Origin of the sequence: Micromonospora sp. CA-240977, assembly GCF_050942285.1 — a bacterium.
Classification (GTDB): domain Bacteria; phylum Actinomycetota; class Actinomycetes; order Mycobacteriales; family Micromonosporaceae; genus Micromonospora.
In genome coordinates, this window is the sequence record NZ_CP192055.1 from 529,624 (window position 1) to 551,219 (window position 21,596).

The 21,596-nt window shown below is 71.6% G+C and carries 19 protein-coding genes; 15 read left to right on the plus strand and 4 right to left on the minus strand.

The window, feature by feature from the left end; genetic code table 11:
* The first annotated feature begins 91 nt into the window (after positions 1-91).
* Together ACQPWW_RS02580 and ACQPWW_RS02585 are read left to right on the plus strand one after the other, a co-directional pair.
* Entirely contained in the window at positions 92-757 is a 666-nt protein-coding gene (locus ACQPWW_RS02580) for a DUF4097 family beta strand repeat-containing protein (protein WP_433128733.1), read from the plus strand.
* Positions 758-795: 38 nt separating this feature from the next.
* Entirely contained in the window at positions 796-1,626 is an 831-nt protein-coding gene (locus ACQPWW_RS02585) for an alpha/beta fold hydrolase (protein WP_433128735.1), read from the plus strand.
* A gap of 55 nt (positions 1,627-1,681) precedes the next feature.
* On the opposite strand, the gene sepH is transcribed toward ACQPWW_RS02585, so the two are convergent.
* From sepH to ACQPWW_RS02600, 3 genes are all read right to left on the minus strand, one after another.
* Entirely contained in the window at positions 1,682-2,761 is a 1,080-nt protein-coding gene (sepH, locus tag ACQPWW_RS02590; protein ID WP_433128737.1) for a septation protein SepH, read from the minus strand.
* Between the two features lie 185 nt (positions 2,762-2,946).
* Positions 2,947-4,074, minus strand: coding sequence for a phosphoserine transaminase (gene serC / locus ACQPWW_RS02595; protein WP_433128739.1), 1,128 nt, complete (start codon positions 4,072-4,074; stop codon positions 2,947-2,949).
* A gap of 190 nt (positions 4,075-4,264) precedes the next feature.
* Positions 4,265-5,371, minus strand: coding sequence for a citrate synthase 2 (locus ACQPWW_RS02600; RefSeq protein ID WP_355027285.1), 1,107 nt, complete (start codon positions 5,369-5,371; stop codon positions 4,265-4,267).
* 280 nt (positions 5,372-5,651) lie between these two features.
* On the opposite strand from ACQPWW_RS02600, the gene pdxH reads away from it, so the two are divergent.
* From pdxH to ACQPWW_RS02635, 7 genes are all read left to right on the plus strand, one after another.
* Entirely contained in the window at positions 5,652-6,281 is a 630-nt protein-coding gene (pdxH, locus tag ACQPWW_RS02605) for a pyridoxamine 5'-phosphate oxidase (RefSeq protein WP_433134097.1), read from the plus strand.
* On the plus strand, positions 6,278-7,573 hold the full coding sequence (locus ACQPWW_RS02610) for an MFS transporter (protein ID WP_433128741.1): 1,296 nt from the start codon (positions 6,278-6,280) through the stop codon (positions 7,571-7,573). The genes pdxH and ACQPWW_RS02610 overlap by 4 nt, the downstream gene beginning before the upstream one ends.
* An 18-nt stretch (positions 7,574-7,591) precedes the next feature.
* Complete coding sequence (locus tag ACQPWW_RS02615) at positions 7,592-8,521, plus strand: aldose 1-epimerase family protein (RefSeq protein WP_433128744.1); 930 nt, start codon at positions 7,592-7,594, stop codon at positions 8,519-8,521.
* On the plus strand, positions 8,521-9,123 hold the full coding sequence (locus ACQPWW_RS02620) for a nitroreductase family protein (protein WP_433128746.1): 603 nt from the start codon (positions 8,521-8,523) through the stop codon (positions 9,121-9,123). Before ACQPWW_RS02615 ends, ACQPWW_RS02620 begins: the two co-directional genes overlap by 1 nt.
* A gap of 187 nt (positions 9,124-9,310) precedes the next feature.
* A complete protein-coding gene (locus ACQPWW_RS02625) occupies positions 9,311-9,616 on the plus strand; it encodes a type II toxin-antitoxin system VapB family antitoxin (protein WP_030329612.1) in 306 nt (101 codons plus the stop codon).
* A gap of 44 nt (positions 9,617-9,660) precedes the next feature.
* Positions 9,661-10,824 carry an acyl-CoA dehydrogenase family protein gene (locus ACQPWW_RS02630; RefSeq protein ID WP_433128748.1) on the plus strand — a complete coding sequence of 388 codons (1,164 nt, stop codon included), beginning with the start codon at positions 9,661-9,663 and terminating at the stop codon, positions 10,822-10,824.
* 98 nt (positions 10,825-10,922) lie between these two features.
* A complete protein-coding gene (locus ACQPWW_RS02635) occupies positions 10,923-11,771 on the plus strand; it encodes a DUF4230 domain-containing protein (protein WP_433128750.1) in 849 nt (282 codons plus the stop codon).
* 302 nt (positions 11,772-12,073) lie between these two features.
* On the opposite strand, the gene ACQPWW_RS02640 is transcribed toward ACQPWW_RS02635, so the two are convergent.
* Positions 12,074-12,283 (minus strand): PspC domain-containing protein, encoded by a 210-nt coding sequence (locus ACQPWW_RS02640; protein ID WP_357072623.1) that lies wholly within the window; start codon positions 12,281-12,283, stop codon positions 12,074-12,076.
* 532 nt (positions 12,284-12,815) lie between these two features.
* Here ACQPWW_RS02640 and ACQPWW_RS02645 point away from each other — a divergent pair.
* From ACQPWW_RS02645 to ACQPWW_RS02670, 6 genes are all read left to right on the plus strand, one after another.
* Positions 12,816-14,186: an L-serine ammonia-lyase gene (locus ACQPWW_RS02645; protein ID WP_357813330.1), complete on the plus strand. Its 1,371-nt coding sequence runs from the start codon at positions 12,816-12,818 to the stop codon at positions 14,184-14,186.
* 72 nt (positions 14,187-14,258) lie between these two features.
* A complete protein-coding gene (locus ACQPWW_RS02650; protein ID WP_433128753.1) occupies positions 14,259-15,086 on the plus strand; it encodes an ABC transporter permease in 828 nt (275 codons plus the stop codon).
* A 1-nt stretch (position 15,087) separates the two neighbouring features.
* Positions 15,088-15,834, plus strand: a complete 747-nt coding sequence (locus tag ACQPWW_RS02655) for an ABC transporter ATP-binding protein (RefSeq protein ID WP_433128755.1) — start codon at positions 15,088-15,090, stop codon at positions 15,832-15,834.
* A complete protein-coding gene (locus tag ACQPWW_RS02660; protein WP_433128757.1) occupies positions 15,831-17,873 on the plus strand; it encodes a DUF5941 domain-containing protein in 2,043 nt (680 codons plus the stop codon). The genes ACQPWW_RS02655 and ACQPWW_RS02660 overlap by 4 nt, the downstream gene beginning before the upstream one ends.
* 15 nt (positions 17,874-17,888) lie before the next feature.
* Entirely contained in the window at positions 17,889-20,099 is a 2,211-nt protein-coding gene (locus ACQPWW_RS02665) for a bifunctional glycosyltransferase/CDP-glycerol:glycerophosphate glycerophosphotransferase (protein ID WP_433128759.1), read from the plus strand.
* Positions 20,100-20,168: 69 nt separating this feature from the next.
* Positions 20,169-21,521: an ABC transporter ATP-binding protein gene (locus tag ACQPWW_RS02670; RefSeq protein ID WP_433128761.1), complete on the plus strand. Its 1,353-nt coding sequence runs from the start codon at positions 20,169-20,171 to the stop codon at positions 21,519-21,521.
* Positions 21,522-21,596: the final 75 nt, after the last annotated feature.

Sequence of the window (21,596 nt, forward strand, 5' to 3'; positions counted from 1 at the left end):
CGCCTTGGACGCAACAAGCTTGTTGCCTGAGTTTGGAAAGCAACGTAGCTTTTCCGGTATCGGAAACAACGCACGAGCATCGGAGAGCCTGATGAAGACGTTCGAGACCCCCGCCCCGATCTCCGCCATCCTGACCATTCCCGCCGGGCGCATCCAGCTCATCGCCGCGGACCGCGTCGACACCACCGTCGAGGTGCTGCCCACCGACCCGGCCAGGAGCCGCGACACCCGGGCCGCCGAACAGACCACCGTCACGTACGCCGACGGCGTCCTGCGGATCACTGCGGCAACGCCCGGCAACGCGCTCGTCGGTCCCTCCGGATCCCTTCAGGTGACCGTCCGACTGCCCGCCGACTCCCGCATCGAGGCCAGGACCGCCAGCGCCGAGTTGCGGGGTGTCGGCCGCCTCGGCGACGTCAGCTTCGACGGCGCGTACCGCCAGATCAAGATCGATGAGGCGGCGAGCGTCCGCCTCACCGCCATCGACGGCGACGTCGAGGTCGGCCGACTCACCGGCCCGGCCGAGATCAGCACCACCAGGGGCGACATCCGGATCACCGAAGCCGTCCACGGCACCGTCGTGCTGACGACCCAGTCCGGCGACATCTCGATCGCCGCCGCCGCTGGCGTCTCGGCCGCGCTGGACGCCGGCACCGGCCACGGCCGGGTCAGCAACGCCCTCAGGAACGACGGCACCACCGCACTCGACATCCGCGCCACCACCTCCCACGGCGACATCACCGCCCGCAGCCTCTGATCCCGACCGAGTCCCGCGACGCCACCAGGAGTGCAGACATGACGACGAACAACGCTTCCGCGACCAACTCGACGTGGACCGGCATGGTGCCGATCGACGACACCGCCCTGGCCGTCACCGACACCGGCGGCCCCGGTGTCCCAGTGCTCTACCTCAACGGCCAGTTCGCCACCCAGGGGTACTGGCGTCGAGTCATCGCCGACCTCGGCACCGGTTGGCGGCACATCACCTACGACGAACGGGCACGCGGCCGGAAGTCCGGGCGCTCAGCCGACTACTCCTTCGAGGCGGCCGTCCGCGACGTCGATGCCGTCCTCGCCGCCCGGAACGTGGACCGCGCGCTGGTGGTGGGCTGGTCCTACGGGGCGGTGGTCGGGGCGCACTGGGCCCACCGGAACCCGGACCGCGCTCTCGGTGCGGTTCTTGTCGACGGCGCGTTCCCGCACGACTGGCTCGACGAGGCAATGGAGCAGCGGATCCGGAAGATGTTCCGACGGATGAACCTGTTCATGCCGCTGCTTCGCCCAACGGGTCTGACCCCGCGAATGAACGCCGAACAGATGGCGGACAGCAACATCGAGCTGGGCAGACTCTCCCGCGAGCGCGAGTTGGGCCCGGTGCTGGACGGCATCACCGTCCCGGTGCGGTACGTCGTCGCCTCCGGCACGTCCCTCGGCAGTCGCGGTGACGAGCAGGAAAAGATCCGTGCCAGCCTCGACGCGGCGACCGTCCGCAACCCGCACCTCCAGATCGCCGCGAAGGTCGCCAGCAACCACGGTGCGATCCTCAAGAAGGACTTCGCGACCGTCGCCGAGGCCGTCCGCGAGGTCGCCGGCCTGGACGGCGGGCACGCTGAAGACCCTCGGTGAGGTCCACGCGTTACGCGTTGGCGGGTGGCGAACCACCACCCGCCAACGCGACGCGTCAGGAAGACTCGCGCGCCGCCGGCCCGCTGCCGAAGAGCACGTCGTCCCAGCTCGGCAGGCGCTTGCGCGGCTTGCCGTTGGCATCGGTGGACTCGCCGCCGGCGGCTGCCGCCGCGCCCGTGCGGCGGGGCCGCAGCACCGCCAGCGACGGCACGGCCGGCACCTCCTTGGGCGCGTCCGAGTCGTCGTCGAAGGCCGACCCCTGGCCGCCGCCGAGCAACGCGGCGGCGCCACCGCCGACCGGCCGCTGCCGAGGCGCGTCCGAACCGGCAAGAGCAGCCGGGGTACGCGGCTCCAGGCCACGACCCGACGAGGCGCCGAGCGGGCGGTCCAGGGAGGCGAGCAGCGCGTCCCGTCCGGCCCGGATCGGGTCCCGGCCGGGGCGAGGATGCTCGGACGCCGCCGGCAACCCGTGCCCACCACGGCTCGGCTCGCCGCGCGAGGGACCGGGCAGGCCGTGCCCGCCCCGCTCCGGCGCCGGCTCCTGGCCGAGGATCGGCGTGGGCCGCTCGGCGCACAGGTATTGCGCCATGTCGTCGTGCGGGGCGACCGACTGCCGGGTCTTGTCGAGATCCCAGATGGCCTGCGCTGTCGCCTTGCCGGACGGCCAGGTGGCGATGATCCGCCAGGTGCCGTCGTCCCGCCGGTACGCGTCCCAGGAGATCTTCTCGGTGTCGATGCCGTGCTGGCTCAACCGCCCGTTTACCACCTCGGCCAACGGGGTGGGCTTCTCCGCGCCCTTCAGCCGGGTGCGGCGGGCGTGCTGGGCGAGCATCGCCCGCTCCTGGAGCACCGGGCCGGCATACCGCAGCACCCGGTCGACAGGCACGCCGGCGATCCGGGCGACATCCTCGGCGGACTCACCGGAGCGGATGCGGGCCTGAATGTCCCGAGGGGACAGTGAGGGAATCGGGTCGGCGGCGGCCGGTGCCGCCGGGAGCGGCGGCGCGCCGGGCTCGGCGTGCAGCGCACCCGAGATCCGGTCGTCGATCGGCAGGGCGAGCAACCGCCCGACCTCGTCGGCGAGAACCAGGGCATGGCCGTCCTCGGAGAGGGCGACGAAGCGTACTGGGCGCATAGCGTTGCCTCCGTCCCGCTTCGCTGGCCGCACGCCACGAGTCGGCCACCCAGGCGTCTCGGACCACCGTACGCGCATCTGTCTCGGGGTGGGGGAAGCGACACCCCGCATGTCGCGACTGAGCTGCAACGATGATCACGGTCGGTGTCCGTGGAGGCCCCAACGAACACCGACCGTGACGAACGTCAGAGTCGCTCGATGACGTAGTCGATGGACGCGGTCAACGCCTCGACATCCGCCGGCTCGACGGCCGGGAACAGCGCCACCCGCAGCTGGTTGCGACCGAGCTTGCGGTACGGCTCGGTGTCCACGATGCCGTTGGCCCGCAGCGCCTTCGCGATCGCGGTGGCGTCCACCCCGTCGGCGAAGTCGACAGTGGCGACCACGTTGGAGCGCAGCGCCGGGTCGCCGACGAACGGGCTGGCCACGCTGGACCGCTCCGCCCAGCCGTACACCGTGGCGGCGCTCTCGGCGGTGCGCTTGGCCGCCCAGGCCAGGCCGCCCTGGGCGTTCATCCAGTCGGTCTGCTCGGCGGCCAGGAAGATGGTGGCCAGCGCCGGGGTGTTGTAGGTCTGCTCCAACCGCGAGTTGTCGATCGCGGTGACCAGGTCGAGGAAGGCGGGGATGTAGCGCCCGGACGCCTTGATCTCGGCGGCGCGATCCAGCGCGGCCGGTGACATCAGGGCCAGCCAGAGGCCGCCGTCGGAGCCGAAGCACTTCTGCGGGGCGAAGTAGTAGACGTCGGTCTCGCCGACGTTGACCTCCAGGCCACCCGCGCCGGAGGTCGCGTCGACAAGCAGCAGCGCGCCCTCGTCGGCCCCGGCCACCCGGCTGATCGGGACGGCCACGCCGGTCGACGTCTCGTTCTGCGGAGTCGCGTACACGTCCACGCCGGCCTCGGCGACCAGGGTCGGCGCGCTGCCGGCCTCGGCCTTGCGCACTGTCGGCTCACCGAGGAACGGCGCGTCCTTCACCGACTTGGCGAACTTGGCGCCGAACTCGCCGAAGCTGGCGAACTGGGCCCGGTCGCGGACCAGGCCGAAGGTGGCGACCTCCCAGAACGCGGTGGTGCCGCCGTTGCCGATCACGACCTCGTAACCCTCGGGCAGCGAGAAGAACTCGGCGATGCCGGAGCGCAGCCGGGCCACCTGGTCGCGGACCGTCTTCTGCCGGTGCGAGGTGCCCAGGTAGCTGGTGGCGACCTCGGCAAGTGCGGACACCGCCGCGGGGCGGACCTTGGACGGGCCGCAGCCGAAACGTCCGTCGGCGGGCTTGATGTCATCGGGAATCCGGATGGTCGGTGCGTCAGCCACGGTCTTGAAGATCCTTCCGCAAGGGCGAGGGCGGGCCCGGCGACACTGCCGGCCCTCATCCTCGCACTCGGACCCATCGGTGGAAGCCGGGCCCCCGTGGGCCGGGCTGAGTCCTTCGCCACACCTCGGCTGACGTGCGGAAGGGCCCCTCCGCTACGCCGGACGTAGCGGAGGGGCCCTTCTCGAACGGTCAGACGCCGTGCGGGATGGCGGCCCAGCCCTCGACGCCGGACGGCTTGCGGGCCTCCGGGCCGACGTAGCGGGCGGCCGGGCGGACCAGCCGCTGCAGGCGCTTCTGCTCCAGGATGTGCGCGCTCCAACCGCCCATCCGCGCGCAGGTGAACATGGAGGTGAACATGTGCGCCGGCACCTCGGCGAAGTCCAGTACGACGGCCGACCAGAACTCGACGTTGGTGGCCAGCACCCGGTCCGGGCGGCGGGCCTGCAACTCGGCGAGCGCTGCCTTCTCCAGCGCCTCGGCGATCTCGAAGCGCGGCGCGCTCAGCTCCTTGGCCGTGCGGCGGAGCACCCGGGCGCGCGGGTCCTCGGCCCGGTAGACGCGGTGGCCGAAGCCCATCAGCCGCTCGCCGCGATCGAGTACGCCCTTGACGTAGCCCTCCGCGTCGCCGCTGCGCTCCACCGCCTCCAGCATGCTGAGCACCCGGGACGGCGCGCCGCCGTGCAGCGGACCGGAGAGGGCGCCGATGCCGGAGGAGATGCAGGCCGCCGCGTCCGCGCCGGTGGAGGCGACGATGCGGGCGGTGAAGGTGGAGGCGTTCAGGCCGTGCTCGGCGGCCGAGATGAAGTACGCGTCGACGGCCTTGACGTGGCGCGGGTCGGGCTCGCCGCGCCACCGCTTCATGAACCGCTCGACGATTGTCTGCGCCTTGTCGATCTCCTTCTGCGGCACCGCCGGCAGGCCGAGGCCCCGAGCCGACTGGGCGACGAAGGAGAGCGCGGTCACCGAAACCCGGGCGAGGTCCTCGCGGGCCTGCTCGTCGGAGATGTCAAGCAGTTGGCTGAGCCCCCAGTACGGGGCGAGCATGGCGACCGCCGACTGCACGTCGACCCGGATGTCACCGGAGTGCACAGGCACCGGGAACGGCTCCGCCGGGGGCAGACCCGGCCCGAACCGGCCGTCGACAAGCAACGCCCACACGTTGCCGAACGAGACCTGACCGATCAGATCCTCGATGTCGACCCCGCGGTAGCGCAGCGCGCCACCCTCGCGGTCGGGTTCGGCGATCTCGGTCTCGAAGGCGACGACGCCCTCCAGCCCGGGTTTGAAATCGGCCATGTCGCTCTCCTGGATCTGGTCGGTGCGCCCGGTCGGCTCATCCGGCCCGGTCGGCCGAGCGCCCTAGGCGACCCTCAGGGATGTGTTCGGAACATCTTGCCTGCTGAGTAACCGGATACGCGACCCACGGCGACTGTGCTGCACGCGACATCCCCGGACGCGCATTCTCCGCCGGACTCGGTGAGACTGGGCGGTGCGGGCTGGCCAGCGCGGGAGGGTGCCGGCGGACCTGCCGAGAAGGAGTGGGGACGTGACGGGCGACACACCCGGCCCGGCCGCGATGCGTAACGAGTACGCCGCGGACCTGGGCCTGACCGAAGCCGACCTGGCCGCCGACTGGCACACGCAGTTCGACAGCTGGTTCGCCGACGCGGTGGCCTTCGGGCTACCCGAGGTGAACGCGATGGTGGTGGGCACCGCGGACTCCGCCGGCCGGCCGAGCGGTCGGACGGTGCTGCTCAAGGGGTACGACCCGGACGGCTTCGTCTTCTACACCAACCACCTGTCCCGCAAGGGCGTCGAGGCGTCCGACAACCCGTACGCCAGCCTGGTCTTTCCGTGGTTCCCCATGCAGCGGCAGGTGGTGGTCGCCGGGCGGGTCGAGCCGGTCGACCGCGCGACGAGCGCCGCGTACTTCGCCAGCCGGCCGCGCGGCTCCCAACTGGGCGCGTGGGCCAGCCCGCAGTCCCAGGTGGTGCCGGACCGGGCGACGCTGGAGGAGCGCTACCGGGAGGTGGCCGAGCGGTTCGCCGACGAGGCGGAGATCCCGATCCCGCCGCACTGGGGCGGGTTGCGGGTCCGACCCGAGTCGGTGGAGTTCTGGCAGGGCCGGGCCGGTCGGTTGCACGACCGGCTCCGCTTCCGGCACCTCGACGAGGGTGGCTGGACCGTCGAGCGGTTGGCGCCGTGACGGGTGTGCAGGAGGCCCGGTCGCGCGGGGCGCGCCGCTGGGCGATCGACGTCCGTCCGCTGCGGGTGCCCGCGTACCGGCGGCTCTGGCTCGGCAACACAGTGGCGATGTTCGGATTCCAGTTCACCGCCGTCGCGGTTCCGGTGGAGATGTACGCCCTGACCCGGGACTCGTTCTGGGTGGGCCTGCTGGGCGTGGCGGCCTTCGTACCGTTGCTGATCTTCGGGCTCTGGGGTGGCGCGGTCGCCGACGCCCACGACCGCCGTGCCGTGCTGCTCGGCGGGTCGGTCCTGCTCTGGGCGTCGACTCTCGGGTTGCTGGTCCAGGCCCTGCTGAACGTGGGCAGCCCGGTGCTGCTGCTGGCGTTGATGGCGTTGCAGTCGGTGGCGTTCGCGATCACCTCCCCGGCCCGCAGCGCCATGCTGCCCCGCCTGGTGCCGGACGACCTGGTGCCGGCCGCCAGCACCCTGAACTACACGACCTTCACCGCGGCCTCGGTCGCCGGCCCGCTCGCCGCCGGCCTGATCCTCTCCGCCTCGGCGGACACCACGGTCGTGCTGCCCATCGCGTACGGGGTGGACGCGGTGCTGTTCACCGCGATGCTCTGGGCGGCGCTGCGCCTGCCCGCGCTCCCGCCCGAGCCGACCGCCGACGGTGAGCGCCGCCGCGCCGGCCTGGCCAGCGTTGTCGACGGATTCCGGTACCTGGCCACCACTCCGGTGCTGCTGCTGTCCTTCGGGGTGGACCTGATCGCGATGATCCTCGCCATGCCGCGGGCGCTCTTCCCGGAGATCGCCCACGAGAGGTTCGGCGGCGGTGGAGCGGTCGGCCTGCTCTACAGCGCCATCGCGATCGGCTCGATGATCGGTGGGCTGACCTCCGGCTGGATCGGTCGGCTCCGCCGGCAGGGCCTCGGCCTGGTGGTCGCGGTGGTCGCCTGGGGGGTCGCGATCGCCGCGGCCGGGCTCGCCCACCAGCTCTGGCTGATGGTTCTCCTGCTCGCCGTGGCCGGGGCCGCCGACCTGGTCAGCGCGGTGCTGCGCCAGTCGATGATGCTCGTCTACGCACCGGACCGGATGCGTGGCCGGCTCCAGGGCGTCAACACGGTGGTGGTGGCCGGTGGTCCGCGGCTGGGCGATCTGCGGGCCGGCACGATGGCCGCCGGGTTCGGCGGCGGGGTGGCCTGGGTGGCCGGCGGACTGGCCTCGGCGGTGCTCGTCGTGGTGCTCGCGGTCGCGTTCCCGGCACTGCTGCGCTACCGGGCGGCGGCGTCGAGCGCCGACCGGACGTGACCGGTTAGGGTCGCCGACATGGAAAGCCCCGAGCAGCGCGCGTTCTCCGGCGCCCAGTGGACCATCTCCGCCGCCGGCCACGAGGCCGTCATCGTGGAGGTGGGTGGTGGGCTCCGGACGTACCGGCACGACGGTGTCGACCTGGTCGACGGTTACCAGACCGACGAGGTGTGCCCCGGCTGCGCCGGGCAGGTGCTGGCACCCTGGCCGAACCGGATCCGCGACGGCCGCTACCCGTTCGGCGAGCGGACGCACCAGCTCCCGCTTACCGAGCCGGAGCGGCACGTGGCGATCCACGGCCTGGTCAACTGGGTGCCGTGGCGGCTTGTGGAGCAGTCCGAGGCCGCCGTGACCCTCGGCTACGACCTGCCGCCGCAGCCTGGCTACCCGTGGCCGCTGCGGCTGCTCAGCCGATGGAGCGTCGGCGCGGACGGGCTGCGCGCCGAGCACGAGGTGACGAACATCGGTGGCGAGGCGGCGCCGTTCGGCTTCTCCGTGCACCCGTACCTGCAACTGCCGGGCGTCGCTGTCGACGACCTGGTCATGCGGCTGCCGACCCGGACCCGGATGCTTGTCGACGGCCGGTTGCTGCCGATCGGCGCCACCCCGGTGGCCGGCACGGAGTACGACTGGACCAGCCCGCGCCGGATCGGCGCCGCCGAGCTGGACCTGTGCTTCGGCGAGGTGATCCGGGACGCCGACGGCGGCTCGTCGGTGAGCCTGTCCGCCCCGGACGGTTCGACGGGCGTGCACATCTGGGCCGACGCCGAGTTCGGCTGGTGGCAGGTGTTCACCGGGGACGCGCTCACCGGTGTGCGGCACCGCCGCTCGGTGGCGATCGAGCCGATGACCTGCCCTCCGGACGCGTTCCGGTCGGGTCGGGACCTGCTCTCGCTCAAGCCCGGGACGACCTGGCGGGGTGCCTGGGGCATCCGGCCCGGGGCCTGATGGAGTTCGCCGAGGTCGTCCGGCGTCGGCGGATGGTGCGCAACTACGACCCGGACCGCCCGGTCCCGCCCGACGTGGTGGAACGGCTGCTCGACCACGCGATCCGCGCCCCGTCGGCCGGGTTCGCCCAGGGCTGGGGTTTCCTGGTGCTGGAGGAGCCGGCCGACCGGGAGCGGTTCTGGGCGGCCACCACCCCGGACGGCGGTGGACGGGAGCGCTGGCTGGCCGGGATGCGCCGGGCGCCCCTGATCGTGGTGCCGCACGCCAACGAGTCGGCCTACCTGCGGCGCTACGCCGAGCCGGACAAGGGCTGGACGGACCGGTCCACCGACCGGTGGCCGGTGCCGTACTGGCACGTGGACACCGGCTTCGCCGCGTTGCTGATGCTCCTGACCGCCGTGGACGAGGGGTTGGGGGCCTGTTTCTTCGGCATCGCGCCGCAGCGACAGGCCAGCTACCGGGACGCGTTCGGCGTGCCGGCGGAGTACCAGCCCATCGGAGCCGTCACAATCGGTTACCGGGCACCCGACCATCGGTCACCGTCGCTGCGCCGTGGGCGTCGTGGAGTGGACCAGGTTGTGCGCCGCGGCAGGTGGAGCTGAGCGGTGCGTCCCGTTCGTCCGGTTGAGGATCGGACGAGCGATAGCGAAACTGACATCAGGGAGCAGAACGCAACGAGCGCTGGGCGGCTAGGCTGGCACGGTCATCGGTGCCGCGCCGCGCGGTGCCCGCCGCGGCCCGGCTCGGCGCTGTCGGTCGGCCCGGCCACGGGGAGGGGAGCGTGCCGTCGTGATCTTCAGAGCGGTCCGGGACGGGCGTCCCTACCCGGAGCACAACCTGACCCTGAAGCAGTGGGCGGAGATCCCGCCCCGTCCGCTGCGCCTGGATCAGATGATCACCACGAAGCGCGAGTTGGCGCTCGACAAGCTCCTCGCCGAGGATTCCACCTTCTACGGTGACCTCTTTCCGCACGTCGTGCAGTGGAACGGCGGGCTCTACCTGGAGGACGGGCTGCACCGCGCGTTGCGTGCCGCCCTGCAGCAGCGCAACCAGATCCACGCGCGGGTGCTCGTGCTCTCGGAACCGATCGAGTGACGAGCCCTTCTTCCGCACGCTGAACCTTCGTTAAGGTGGCGTCCATGACCGCTCCGCTCGACCTGCTCGACCTGGACCTGTCGCTCAGCGAGGAGGAGCGGCAGATCCGCGACGTCGTCCGCCAGCTCGTCGACGACCGGGTGCGACCGCACGTCGCCGACTGGTACGAGGACGGCCAGGTGCCGGCCCGGGACCTGGCCCGCGAGTTCGGCAAGCTGGGACTGCTCGGCATGCACCTGACCGGCTACGGCTGCGCCGGCGCGTCCGCTGTCGCCTACGGGCTGGCCTGCCAGGAGCTGGAAGCCGGTGACTCCGGCCTCCGGTCCCTGGTCTCGGTGCAGGGCTCGCTCGCCATGTACGCCATCTGGCGCTACGGCAGCGAGGAGCAGAAGCAAAGCTGGCTGCCGTCGATGGCCACCGGTGAGGCGATCGGCTGCTTCGGCCTGACCGAACCGGACCACGGCTCCGACCCCGCCTCGATGACCACCCGGGCCCGCCGCGACGGTGCCGACTGGCTGCTCACCGGCGGAAAGATGTGGATCACCAACGCGCCGATCGCCGACGTCGCGGTGATCTGGGCGCGCACCGACGAGGGCGTGCGCGGTTTCGCCGTACCCATGGACACGCCCGGTGTCGCGGCCCGGGAGATCCGCCGCAAGATGTCGCTGCGCGCGTCGGTGACCGGCGAGATCGTGCTCGACGACGTCCGGCTCCCGACGGACGCCCAACTACCCGACGCCGCCGGGCTCAAGGCGCCGCTGAGCTGCCTCACCGAGGCCCGGTACGGCATCGTCTGGGGTGCGCTCGGCGCCGCCCGCGACTGTCTGGAAACCACACTGGCGTACGCCACCACCCGCACCCAGTTCGGTCGCCCGCTCGCCGGTTTCCAACTCACCCAGGCGAAGCTCGCCGACATGGCCGTCGAGCTGGTGAAGGGGCAACTGCTCGCGCTGCACCTGGGCCGGCTCGCCGACACCCACCGGCTGCGGCCCGAGCAGGTAAGCGTCGGCAAGCTGAACAACGTGCGGGAGGCCCTGGCCATCGCCCGGCAGTGTCGGACCATCCTCGGCGCCAACGGCGTCTCCGGCGAATACCCGGTGATGCGGCACGCCAACAACCTGGAGAGCGTGCTGACGTACGAGGGCACCTCCGAGATCCATCAGCTCGTCGTCGGGCAACGGCTCACCGGGCTCTCCGCGTTCGCCTGACCTGCCCGATGTCGGCGTCCCGGCGCTCGACGCGCGACTGTCGCAGTGGGGCCGTACCGTCATCTCAGACGACGTGTCTGACGAGGACGGTGAGCGTGATGGCCCGCGACGCTGGCAGCAACGAGCCCACGAGGGAGTTCCCCGGTTACCCGACCGGCGACGATCTCCGGGAGCGGTCGACCGCTACACCCGAGCCGACCGCGGATACACCGGGCGGCTTCGGAGGTGCTGGTGGCCCCGGTGGCCCCGGCGACCCTCCCGCCGGCCCGCCCACCGGCCCGGCGGCCGGTGGCGACGGTGGGGGTGGTGGGGCCGCTCGCGGCCTGCTCCTGCTGCTCGGCGCCGCCGCGCTGGCCGTGGTGGTGCTGCTCGGCATCCAGGTGACCGGCCTCCTGCCGGAGTTCCGCAACCCGTTCGCCAAGGAGCAGACCGACCGCAGTCAGCCACCGCTGCTGAAGTCGATCCAGGATCTCAGCCGCTACGTGGCCGCGGAGGGCAACTTCCAGGTCGTCGTCGACACCCAGAACGACAGGCGCAACGTGCCAGACTTCCTGCTCAACGAGCGCACCCTGTTCGTCGGCGCCGGCAGTGTCGAGGCGTACGTCGACTTCACCAAGATCGCCGAAGGCGCCATCGTCCAGTCCGCCGACGGCAAGTCCGTCGAGATCAAGCTGCCCGCGCCGCAGCTCGGCGAGACCAACCTCGACATGGAGAAGAGCTACGTCTTCGCGGAGCAGCGTGGTCTGCTCAACCGGCTCGGTGACCTGGTCGGCAACGACCCCAACCGGCAGCAGCAGGTCTACCAGCTCGCCGAGGACCGGATCACCGCCGCCGCCCGCGACAGCGGGCTCTCCGCCCGAGCCGAGGAAAACACCCGCAAGATGCTGGAAGGGCTGCTGCGCTCCCTCGGCTACCAGCAAATCACCGTCACCTACACGGCCCCCTGACCTGCCAAGCCCGTAACACCGAGCGCCCGCCCCGACATCCGTCGAGGCGGGCGCTGCGGCTTCCCCTGGCTCAAGATCTGCGCAACTTCAGGGATGGTGCTGCCTCCACCGCTCGAGAGGCAGCAACTTCGGGGAAGTTGCTGCCTCAGGTCTGGGCGGGGTGGGTTGGGGTGGCGCCGGTGGTCAGGGCGGCGGCCAGCTTCGGGTATCTGCGGCTGCGGCTACGCGGAAGGCCACCACAACATGGTTGTGGTGGCCTTCCGGGCGCGATGTGGTCTCGACGGGGCGGTGCGCGGCGAGCGTCAGTGCTGGGTGGAGGCCAGGTAGCGGTCCTCATTCGGCATCAGCACCCAGAGGATCAGGTAGACGATCACCTGGGTGCCGGGCAGCAGCAGGGACAGCAGAAACAGCAGCCGGACCATGCCGGCGGACATGCCGAACCGCCGACCGAGGCCGGCGCAGACACCGGCGAGCATGCGCCCCTCGCGGGGCCGGACCAGTTTGCGACTCATCGTCGTACTCCCACTCTGCGGCGGTGCGCCGCGTCTGCAATCCACGGTAGAAGGGGGTGGCCACCTCGCCCTCCGTCCCGAGGATGAGCGGCAACCTGTGGACCCGTAGGTGCTTACCCGGGCAGCCCCTCGCTGACGCATCCCCGGCCGTCCGTCGCCCGCCGCCCGCCCTCCGCCGCGTCCACCGGTCACGGCGTCGGTCTCAGCCGGACGAAGATCGCGCTCGATCCTGGTTGTAGTGGCATCGAGGGCGGAGGGAGACCACTAGATCCTGGATCGAGCACGATCTTGCGGCGTCACGGCGGCACGGCGGCACGGCGGGCGCGGGCGGGCGCGGCGGGGCGGTGGCGGTCGGGTGCACACTCCCGTGGTCGGGTGGGCGTTGAGCTGGGCGGGTACGCTGACAGATCGGCCACCCACACCCCGGGCGGCCGGAACCCATACCCCGGTCGATCACGAGCGGGGCCGTCAGATCGACGGTCCTGGCGCGGCCGGGTCCCGTACGCCGGGACGACGGCGAGGAAGCGCAGCCATGATCAGTGTTTTCGACCTCTTCAGCGTCGGTATCGGGCCGTCCAGCTCGCACACGGTGGGGCCGATGCGGGCCGCGCGGACGTTCGTCGCCGGGCTCAAGGCCGACGGGCTGCTCACCGACGTCGCACGGGTGCAGGCTGAGCTGTTCGGCTCGTTGGGCGCGACCGGGCACGGCCACGGCAGCGGTCCGGCGGTGCTGCTCGGGTTGGCGGGCGAGTCGCCGGAGACTGTCGACACGGACACCATCGGTCCTCGGGTCGAGCGGATCCGGGCCGAGCGGCGGATCAGCATCCTGGCCGCGCACGAGATCGACTTTGACCCGGATCGGGACCTGACGTTGCACCGGCGTCGTTCGCTGCCGTACCACCCGAACGGGATGACCTTCGCGGCGTACGACGGGGCTGGGGCCGAGGTCCGCAGCCGTACCTACTACTCCGTCGGCGGCGGGTTCGTGGTGGACGAGGCCGCGGCCGGCGCGGACCGCATCAAACCGGACAGCACGCAGGTGCGGTACCCCTTCCTGACCGGGGCGCAGCTCCTCGACGTCACCACCTCCACCGGGTTGTCGATCAGCGAGGTGATGCTTGCCAACGAGCGCTCCTGGCGCAGCGAGGCGGACATCCGGGCCGGCCTGCTGGAGATCTGGCGGGTGATGCGGGAGTGCGTGCAGCGCGGCTGCGAGCGGGACGGCGTACTCCCTGGTGGGTTGAAGGTTCGGCGGCGGGCGGCGGAGCTGCGGCGTGGCCTGGAGGCGGACGCCGGGACGCCCGACCCGTTGCACGCGATGGACTGGGTGACGCTGTTCGCCCTCGCTGTCAACGAGGAGAACGCGGCCGGTGGCCGGGTGGTCACCGCGCCGACGAACGGTGCGGCCGGGATCATTCCGGCGGTGCTGCACTACTACACCCGGTTCGTGCCGGGCGCCGACGACGACGGGGTGGTGCGGTTCCTGCTGACGGCCGGCGCGATCGGCGTGCTGTTCAAGGAGAACGCGTCGATCTCGGGTGCGGAGGTCGGCTGCCAGGGTGAGGTGGGTTCGGCGTGTTCGATGGCGGCGGCCGGGCTGGCCGAGGCACTCGGTGGCACCCCGGAGCAGGTGGAGAACGCGGCCGAGATCGGCATGGAGCACAACCTCGGGTTGACCTGTGACCCGGTGGGTGGCCTGGTGCAGATCCCCTGCATCGAGCGGAACGCGGTGGCTAGCATCAAGGCGATCACGGCTGCCCGGCTGGCGCTGCGCGGCGACGGTGTGCACAAGGTGTCGCTGGACAAGGTCATCAAGACCATGCGGGAGACGGGCGCCGACATGAAGGTCAAATACAAGGAGACGGCGCGTGGCGGTCTGGCCGTCAACGTGATCGAGTGTTGAGTCCGGCCGATTCGGGGCATTCGTTCACCGACTGCTAACCTGTCGTCCGTTTCAGGAGGCGGGAGGCTCGCGGTGACCTCTGGCGTCGCGGCGTTGTGGTCGCACCGCAACTCGCTGCGCATCCTGGTCCGGCGGGATCTGGCGGTCAAGTACCAGCAGTCGGTGCTTGGCTACTTCTGGTCGTTGATCGAGCCGCTCGGCATGGGCGCCATCTACTGGTTCGTGTTCGGGGTGCTGTACTCCCGGGACACCGGCCGGCACCTGGGCGAGGCGGCCGGGTCGTACCCGCTGTTCCTGATCACCGGGATCTTCGCCTGGATGTGGACCAGCTCGGCGCTGAGCGAGGCGACAAACGCGCTGACCGGCCAGTCCCGGTTGATCACCACGATGAACGTGCCGCGTCAGGTCTTTCCGATCGGCCGGGTCACCGGCCGGTTCGCCGAGTACGCTGCCGGCCTGCCGATCCTGATCGCCATCGCGGTGATCTACGCGGCGCACGGTCGGATCCACCCCGGCTGGTCGCTGCTCGCCCTGCCGCTCGCGGTGGCCGTCCAGGCCGTCCTGTTGACCGGGCTCGCCCTGCTGCTGTCCGCCTGGAACGTGCTGATGCGCGACGTGGAACGGTTGCTGCGGCTGATCATCCGGCTGCTCTTCTACGCCACGCCGATCATCTATCCGCTCAGCCTGGTCCGGGAGTCGGGGCTGCCCGGCTGGCTGAAGGTGGGGTACGAGTTGAACCCCCTGGTCGGGATCTTCCAGCTGCACCACGCGATCTGGTACCCGGACGAGTTCCCGGACGCCCGGCTGCTCGCCACCACGATCGTCGGCAGCCTGCTGGTGCTGGCCGCCGGCTGGTGGTCGTTCCGCCGGTTGGAACCCGCAGTGCTCAAGGAACTCTGACGTGGCCAACCCGATCATCGAGGCCGACGGCCTGGGCATCCGGTTCGTCCGCAACCGTCGCCGCCAGCTGCGGCTGCGGGAGTTGTTCATCCACCGGGGCGGGCGCGGCGCCCTGCCCGGCCAGTTCTGGCCGCTGCGCGACGTGTCGTTCACCGTCGAGCCGGGCGAGACCGTCGGTGTGATCGGCCGCAACGGCACCGGCAAGAGCACCCTGCTACGGCTGATCGCCGGGGTGCTCATCCCGGACGAGGGTGACATCCGGGTGCACGGTGCGGTGGCGCCGCTGCTGGAGTTGTCCGCCGGTTTCTCCAACGACCTGACCGGACGGGAGAACCTGCACCTGGTCGGTGGGCTGCACGGACTGTCGACGGGTTATCTGAAGCGGCACTTCGACGAGATCGTCGAGTTCGCCGGTGAGCAGGTGCAGGGTGCCATCGACACGTCGGTGCGGCACTACTCGTCGGGGATGAAGGTGCGGCTCGGCTTCGCGATCATCTCGCACCTGCCGCACCCGATCCTGCTGATGGACGAGGTGACCGCTGTCGGAGACGCGGAGTTCCGCAAGAAGTGCTACGCGACGATTGATCGTCTGCTCGGGGAGGGGCGCACGCTGGTGCTGGTGTCACACAACGAAAAGGACCTGACCCGGTTCTGCCGTCGGGGGTTGTACCTCGACGCGGGCCGGTTGACGCTCGACGGCAGCATCGCCGAGGCGCTCGACGCGTACCACGCCGCGGTCCCGCGGTGACGCTCGCGATCGTGCTCGCCGCCGGGACGGCCGCGGCGGGCCTGACCACGTCGACCGGCGAGCCGCTGACCGAGCGGCTGGCCGCCCAGCTGCGCCGGGCCGGGGCGGACGAGGTGCGGTTCGCCGGCGACCTCGACGAGCTGGCCGCGCTTGCCGACGCCGCCGACGGCCCACTGCTGATCACGGGCACCGACCTGGTGGCCCACACCGCCGTGCTGCGGCACCTGGCCACCAGCCCGGTCGGGCCGACGGTGGCGCTGGTGCTGACCGACCCGCCGGTGCCCGGTCGGACCGCCGTGCGCGAGGAACGCGGCCAGGTGGTCGACGCCGGCCCGCTGGACGCCCTCGACGGCGACGCCACCGGCGTGTTCGGTGGCGCGCTGCGGGTCGGCGTGGACGACCTGCCGACGCTTGCCGCCGCCGCCCGCGCCGCCGCGTCCGGGGTGCTCCCGGTCGCCGCCCCGATCGGTCCGGTCGGCGACGTGGCGCCGCTGCCGGCCGCCGGGGGAGCCGGACACGGCGGTCCCGGGTCCGCCGTGGACCGGCTCGTCGCGGGCCTCGCGGCGCTCGGCACCCTGATCTTCGCCCAGCGGGTACGCCTGCTCGTCGCGCACCGGGTCGCGGACGCGTCCGGGTTGGCGGCTGCCGAGGCGGCGGTGACCGCCGTCGACGAGGACCGGGCCGAGCTGCGGCTGTCGGTGAAGGAGAAGGACGACTTCTTCTCCACCTACTTCGTCAGCACCTGGTCGCCGTACGTGGTCCGGTTGTCGGCCCGGCTCCGGCTCACCCCGACCGGCGTGACGGCGATCTCGGTGCTGTTCGCGCTGGCGGCGGCGGTGCTGTTCGGGGTCGGCGGGCGGCCCGCCCTGGTCGGCGGCGCGGTGCTGCTCTACCTCGGCTTCGTGCTGGACTGCGTGGACGGCCAGTTGGCCCGCTACACGCGACACTTCAGCGCCTGGGGTGGCTGGCTGGACACCATGGCGGACCGGGCCAAGGAGTACCTGGTCTACGCCGGCCTGGGCTTCGGGGTGAGCCACGCCGGGTTGGGCAACGGTTGGGCGTTGGCGATCGCCGCGATGACGTTGCAGACCGTCCGGCACATGACCGACACCTGGTACGGGGTGCTGCACGACGAGGCGGCCCGCCGACCGCGGGTGGCGGCGGGCGCCAGCGGCGGCATCGGCGACCGGTTGAACGCGGCGTCGACCCGGGTGCAGGCGGACACCGGCTCGGTGTCGTACTGGCTCAAGCGGACCGTTGTCTTTCCGATCGGTGAGCGCTGGGCGTTGATCGCGGTGACCGTGGCGCTGTTCAATCCGCTGGTCAGCCTGATCGCGGTGCTGGTCTGGGGGGTGCTGGCGTTCGCGTACACCGGGGCGCTGCGGACGCTGCGCGCCCGCTGGATGTGGGTGCCGGTGCTGGACACTGTCGACGCCACCCTGCACCGCGACGACGGCCCGCTGGCCCGACGGCTGCCGGTGGTCCGCCCGATGGGGCCGCTCACCCTGGCGGTGATCGCCGCGCTCGGCCCGGCGGTGCTGCTCGTCGTGGCGCTGCTGGGCGACGCGCCGGACGGGCTGCGCTGGGCGGTGCCGGTGGCGCTGGTGGTGCTGCTGGCCGGTGGGCTGGGTGCCGGGGCGGCGCACAACGGGCCGCTTGACTGGCTGGTGCCGGCGGCGCTGCGGGCGGCCGAGTACCTGTTCGCCATCGCGGTCGGCGTGGTCGGTGAGGTGCCAGGTTGGCTGATCTTCGGGTACGTCCTCGTGCTCACCGTGCACCACTACGACCTGACCGCCCGGTTGGAGAAACGGCAGGCGGCACCACCGCTGCACGCGGCCACGCTGGGCTGGGACGGACGTTCGGTGCTCCTGGCCCTCGCGGCGATTGTCGGCGTAGCGGGTATCGGGCTGGCTACACTCGGTGCGTACCTTCTCGTGGTTTTCGTGGTGAGCGTCGTCCTGGCCTGGTTCGTCCGACCGGCCCGTAGCGCGCGGGCGTTTGTCGCGCCGGTGGGCGCCGGAGGTGCCGCGCCACGCTGACGGAGGGACGGCCGGGTGACCCTTATCAGTTTCGTGGTGCCGGCCTTCCGGGTGCAGGGATACCTGCGCGAGTGCCTGGACTCCATCCTCGGTCAGCCGGAGACCGACATCGAGGTCATCGCCGTCGATGACTGCTCGCCGGATGCCAGTGGCGACATCATCGACGAGTACGCGGCCCGTGACCGGCGGGTCCGCCCGGTCCGGCTGCCGGAGAACGTCGGCCTCGGTCCAGCCCGCAACATCGGGCTGGACCGGGCCGTCGGCGAGTACGTGTGGTTCCTCGACGGCGACGACTGGCTGGCGCCGGAGTGCCTGCCGGAGGTCGCCGAGCGGTTGCGGGCGACCCGCCCGGACGTGCTGCTCGTCGACCACGTCCGCACCCACTGGAACGACACCGCCACCCGCAGCGCGATGGCCGAGGTGTTTCCCGAGTCGCCCGGCGCGGGCACCTTCCGGCTGCGGGACCGACCGGAGGCGATGCGCCTGCTGCACACCGCGTGGAACCGGTTGGTCCGCCGGGAGTTCCTCACCGACCTGGGGCTGCGGTTCGCGCCCGGCTGGTACGAGGACGTCTCGTTCAGCTACCCGGTGCTGATGGCGGCGCAGCGGATCGGCGTACTGGATCGGGTCTGCGTCAACTACCGGCAACGCCGGGCCGGCGCGATCACCCGGACCCGGGGTGACAGGCATTTCGAGGTCTTTCCGCAGTGGCACCGGGTCTTCCACCTGATGGACGGGTGGGGCTCGGCGACGGACGCCCTGCGGCCGGCGGTCTTCGAGCGGATGATCTGGCATTACCTCACCGTGCTGGGCAACGGCCAGCGGATCGCCCCGGAGCTGCGGCCGGCGTTCTTCGCGCAGATCACCGCCGACTACGAACGCTGGTTGCCGCCCGGCGGCTATCCCGTGCCGGACGGGGTGGAGGGGATCAAGCACCGGCTGGTCGCCTCCGGTCGGTGGCGCACCTTCAGCGCGTTGCGGGCCGCGAGCCGGGCCCGGGACGTCGCCCGCCGGCAGGCTCGCACCGCCCGGCGGCGGGTCGGCCCGGTCGCTCGCCGGAGTGCCCGGCTGACCCGCGACGGGTTGCTGCGCGAGTACTACCGGGCCGAGCTGCGGCGGCCGGTCGATCCGACGCTGGCCGTGTACGCCGCCTACTGGTACCGGGGTTACTCCTGCAACCCGGCGGCGATCTACGAGGTCGCCCGCCGGTTGGTGCCGGGGGTGCGCGGGGTGTGGATCGTGCGTCGGGACCGGGTGGACGCCGTGCCGGCCGGGGTGGAGTACGTGGTCGCCGGCACCCCGGCCTACTACCGGGCGCTGGCCCGCGCCCGGTGGTTGGTCAACAACGTCAACTTCCCGGACTTCGTCCGGAAGCGCCCCGAGCAGGTGCACCTGCAGACCCACCACGGCACGCCGGTGAAGGTGATGGGGTTGGATCAGCAGCGCTACCCGATCGGCGCGGGCCGGATGGACTTCGCCGGGCTGCTGCGCCGGGTGGACCGCTGGGACTACAGCGTCAGCGCGAACAGCTTCTCCACCCAGATGTGGGACCGGGCGTACCCGGCCACGTACACGACCCTGGAGGTGGGCTACCCGCGCAACGACCGCCTGGTCACCGCCGGCCCGGACGAGGTGCGCCGACTGCGCGCGGAGTTCGGCCTCGGCCCCGACGAGCAGGTCGTGCTGTACGCCCCGACGCACCGCGAGCACCTGCCCGGCTACCGGCCGCCGTTCGACCCGGACCGGTTCGTGCGGGCGCTCGGTGACTCGGGCCGGCTGCTGATGCGCAGTCACTACTTCCACGACCGCGAACGGCGTCCCGGTCAACCGGGGGACTGGGAGCGGGTCCGGGACGTCAGCGGCCACCAGCGGGTGGAGGATCTCTACCTGGTGGCGGACGTGCTGGTCACCGACTATTCGTCGGCGATGTTCGACTTCGCGGTGCTGGACCGGCCGATCGTGTTGTACGCCCCGGACTGGGAGGCGTACCGGCTGGCCCGGGGTGTCTACTTCGACGTGACGGCCGAGCCGCCGGGTGCGGTGGCGACCACCTTCGACGATCTGCTCGACCTGTTCCGGACCGACGCGGTGCGATCCGACGCGGCGGCGAAGGCGCGCGAGCAGTTCCGGGGCCGATTCTGCACTCTGGACGACGGGCACGCGGCGGAGCGGGTGGTGCGTCAGGTGTTCCTCGGCGAGCCGGGTGAGCGCCCCTCGAAATGTTGATCGGACTTTTGTCGCTTAATAGCACCGTCACTCCCTGAACATAGGACGTTTACCCGATGTCCTAAACCAATGATCCTGGTCACAGTCTTCAGGGGTTCGGCCGACCAACTGGGGGGGACGACGGTGAGCACCGTCACGCTCAAGGATGTGACCAAGGTATTCAGGGATGGCACCATGGCCGTCGACAGCATCAATCTCGATGTTAACGACGGCGAGTTCATGGTGCTCCTCGGGCCGTCCGGTTGCGGCAAGTCCACGGTGCTGCGGATGATCGCCGGGTTGGAGGAGCCGACCAGCGGAGCTGTTCTGCTCGACGGAGAATTGGCGAACGACCTGCCGCCACGGGATCGCAAGATCGCCATGGTCTTCCAGGACTTCGCGCTCTACCCGCACATGACAGTCGGCGACAACATCGCCTTTCCGTTGCGGCTGGCCGGGGTGGAGCCCGAACCGCGTGGTGAGCGGGTCAGTGACGTGGCCAGCGCGCTGGGCATCGGTGACGTGCTGGCCCGCAAGCCCGGCCAGCTCTCCGGTGGTCAGCGGCAGCGGGTGGCGATGGGCCGGGCGATCGTCCGCCGGCCCGGCCTGTTCCTCATGGACGAGCCCCTGTCGAACCTGGACAGCGGTCTGCGTGCGGAGCTGCGCGCGGAGATCTCGGGCCTGACCCGGGAGCTGGGCGTCACCACCGTCTACGTCACCCACGACCAGGCCGAGGCGCTCACCATGGCGGACCGGGTGGCCATCATGCGTCGGGGCGTGCTCCAGGACGTCGGCACACCCACCCAGGTGTACGGCCGGCCGGCGACGCTCTACGTGGCGGCCTTCCTGGGCAGCCCGCGGATGAACCTGCTGGAGGCGTCGGTCTACGTCCACCTCGACCGGTACGTCACGCTCAACCTCGGTGACCAGTCGCTCTACCTGCCCTGGAACGACATCCGCAGTCGGGCGGTGGCGCACTACCACGGTGAGCGGATCGTGGTCGGCATGCGCGCCGAGGCGCTCACCCCGGTCGCACCGGACAGCCCGGGCGACGTGCTGCGCGGGCGGATCCGCTACCTGGAGCACCACGGACACGAGTCGCTCGCGTTCCTCGACATCGGCGCCACCGCGATCATGGTCGACGAGATGGGTGCGCCGCTCGACCCGCCGCCGGTGGGCCAGCGTGGCCTGCGGCGGTTCGGCTCGGTGATGCAGCGCCTCACCGGTAAGCCGGTGGAGCCACAGGAGCCGCCGAGCAGTGGCACCCAGACCAGCGTGCTTCCCGATCCGGGCCGGCACCACCGCCGCCCGGCGGAGCTGGCGGTGCGGCTGGCGCCGTACCCGGCGGTCAGCGCCGGGCACCCGCTCGCCGTCTCGGTTCGGATGGACGCGCTGCACTTCTTCGACGAGCGGGGCGCCCGGATCGACGTGGGTTGGCGCTGACGACTCACCGGAGCAGGGTGGCGGCCCGCCCCCCGGTGCCCTACGGTCTGCCCACCCAGTCCACAGTGAAAGACC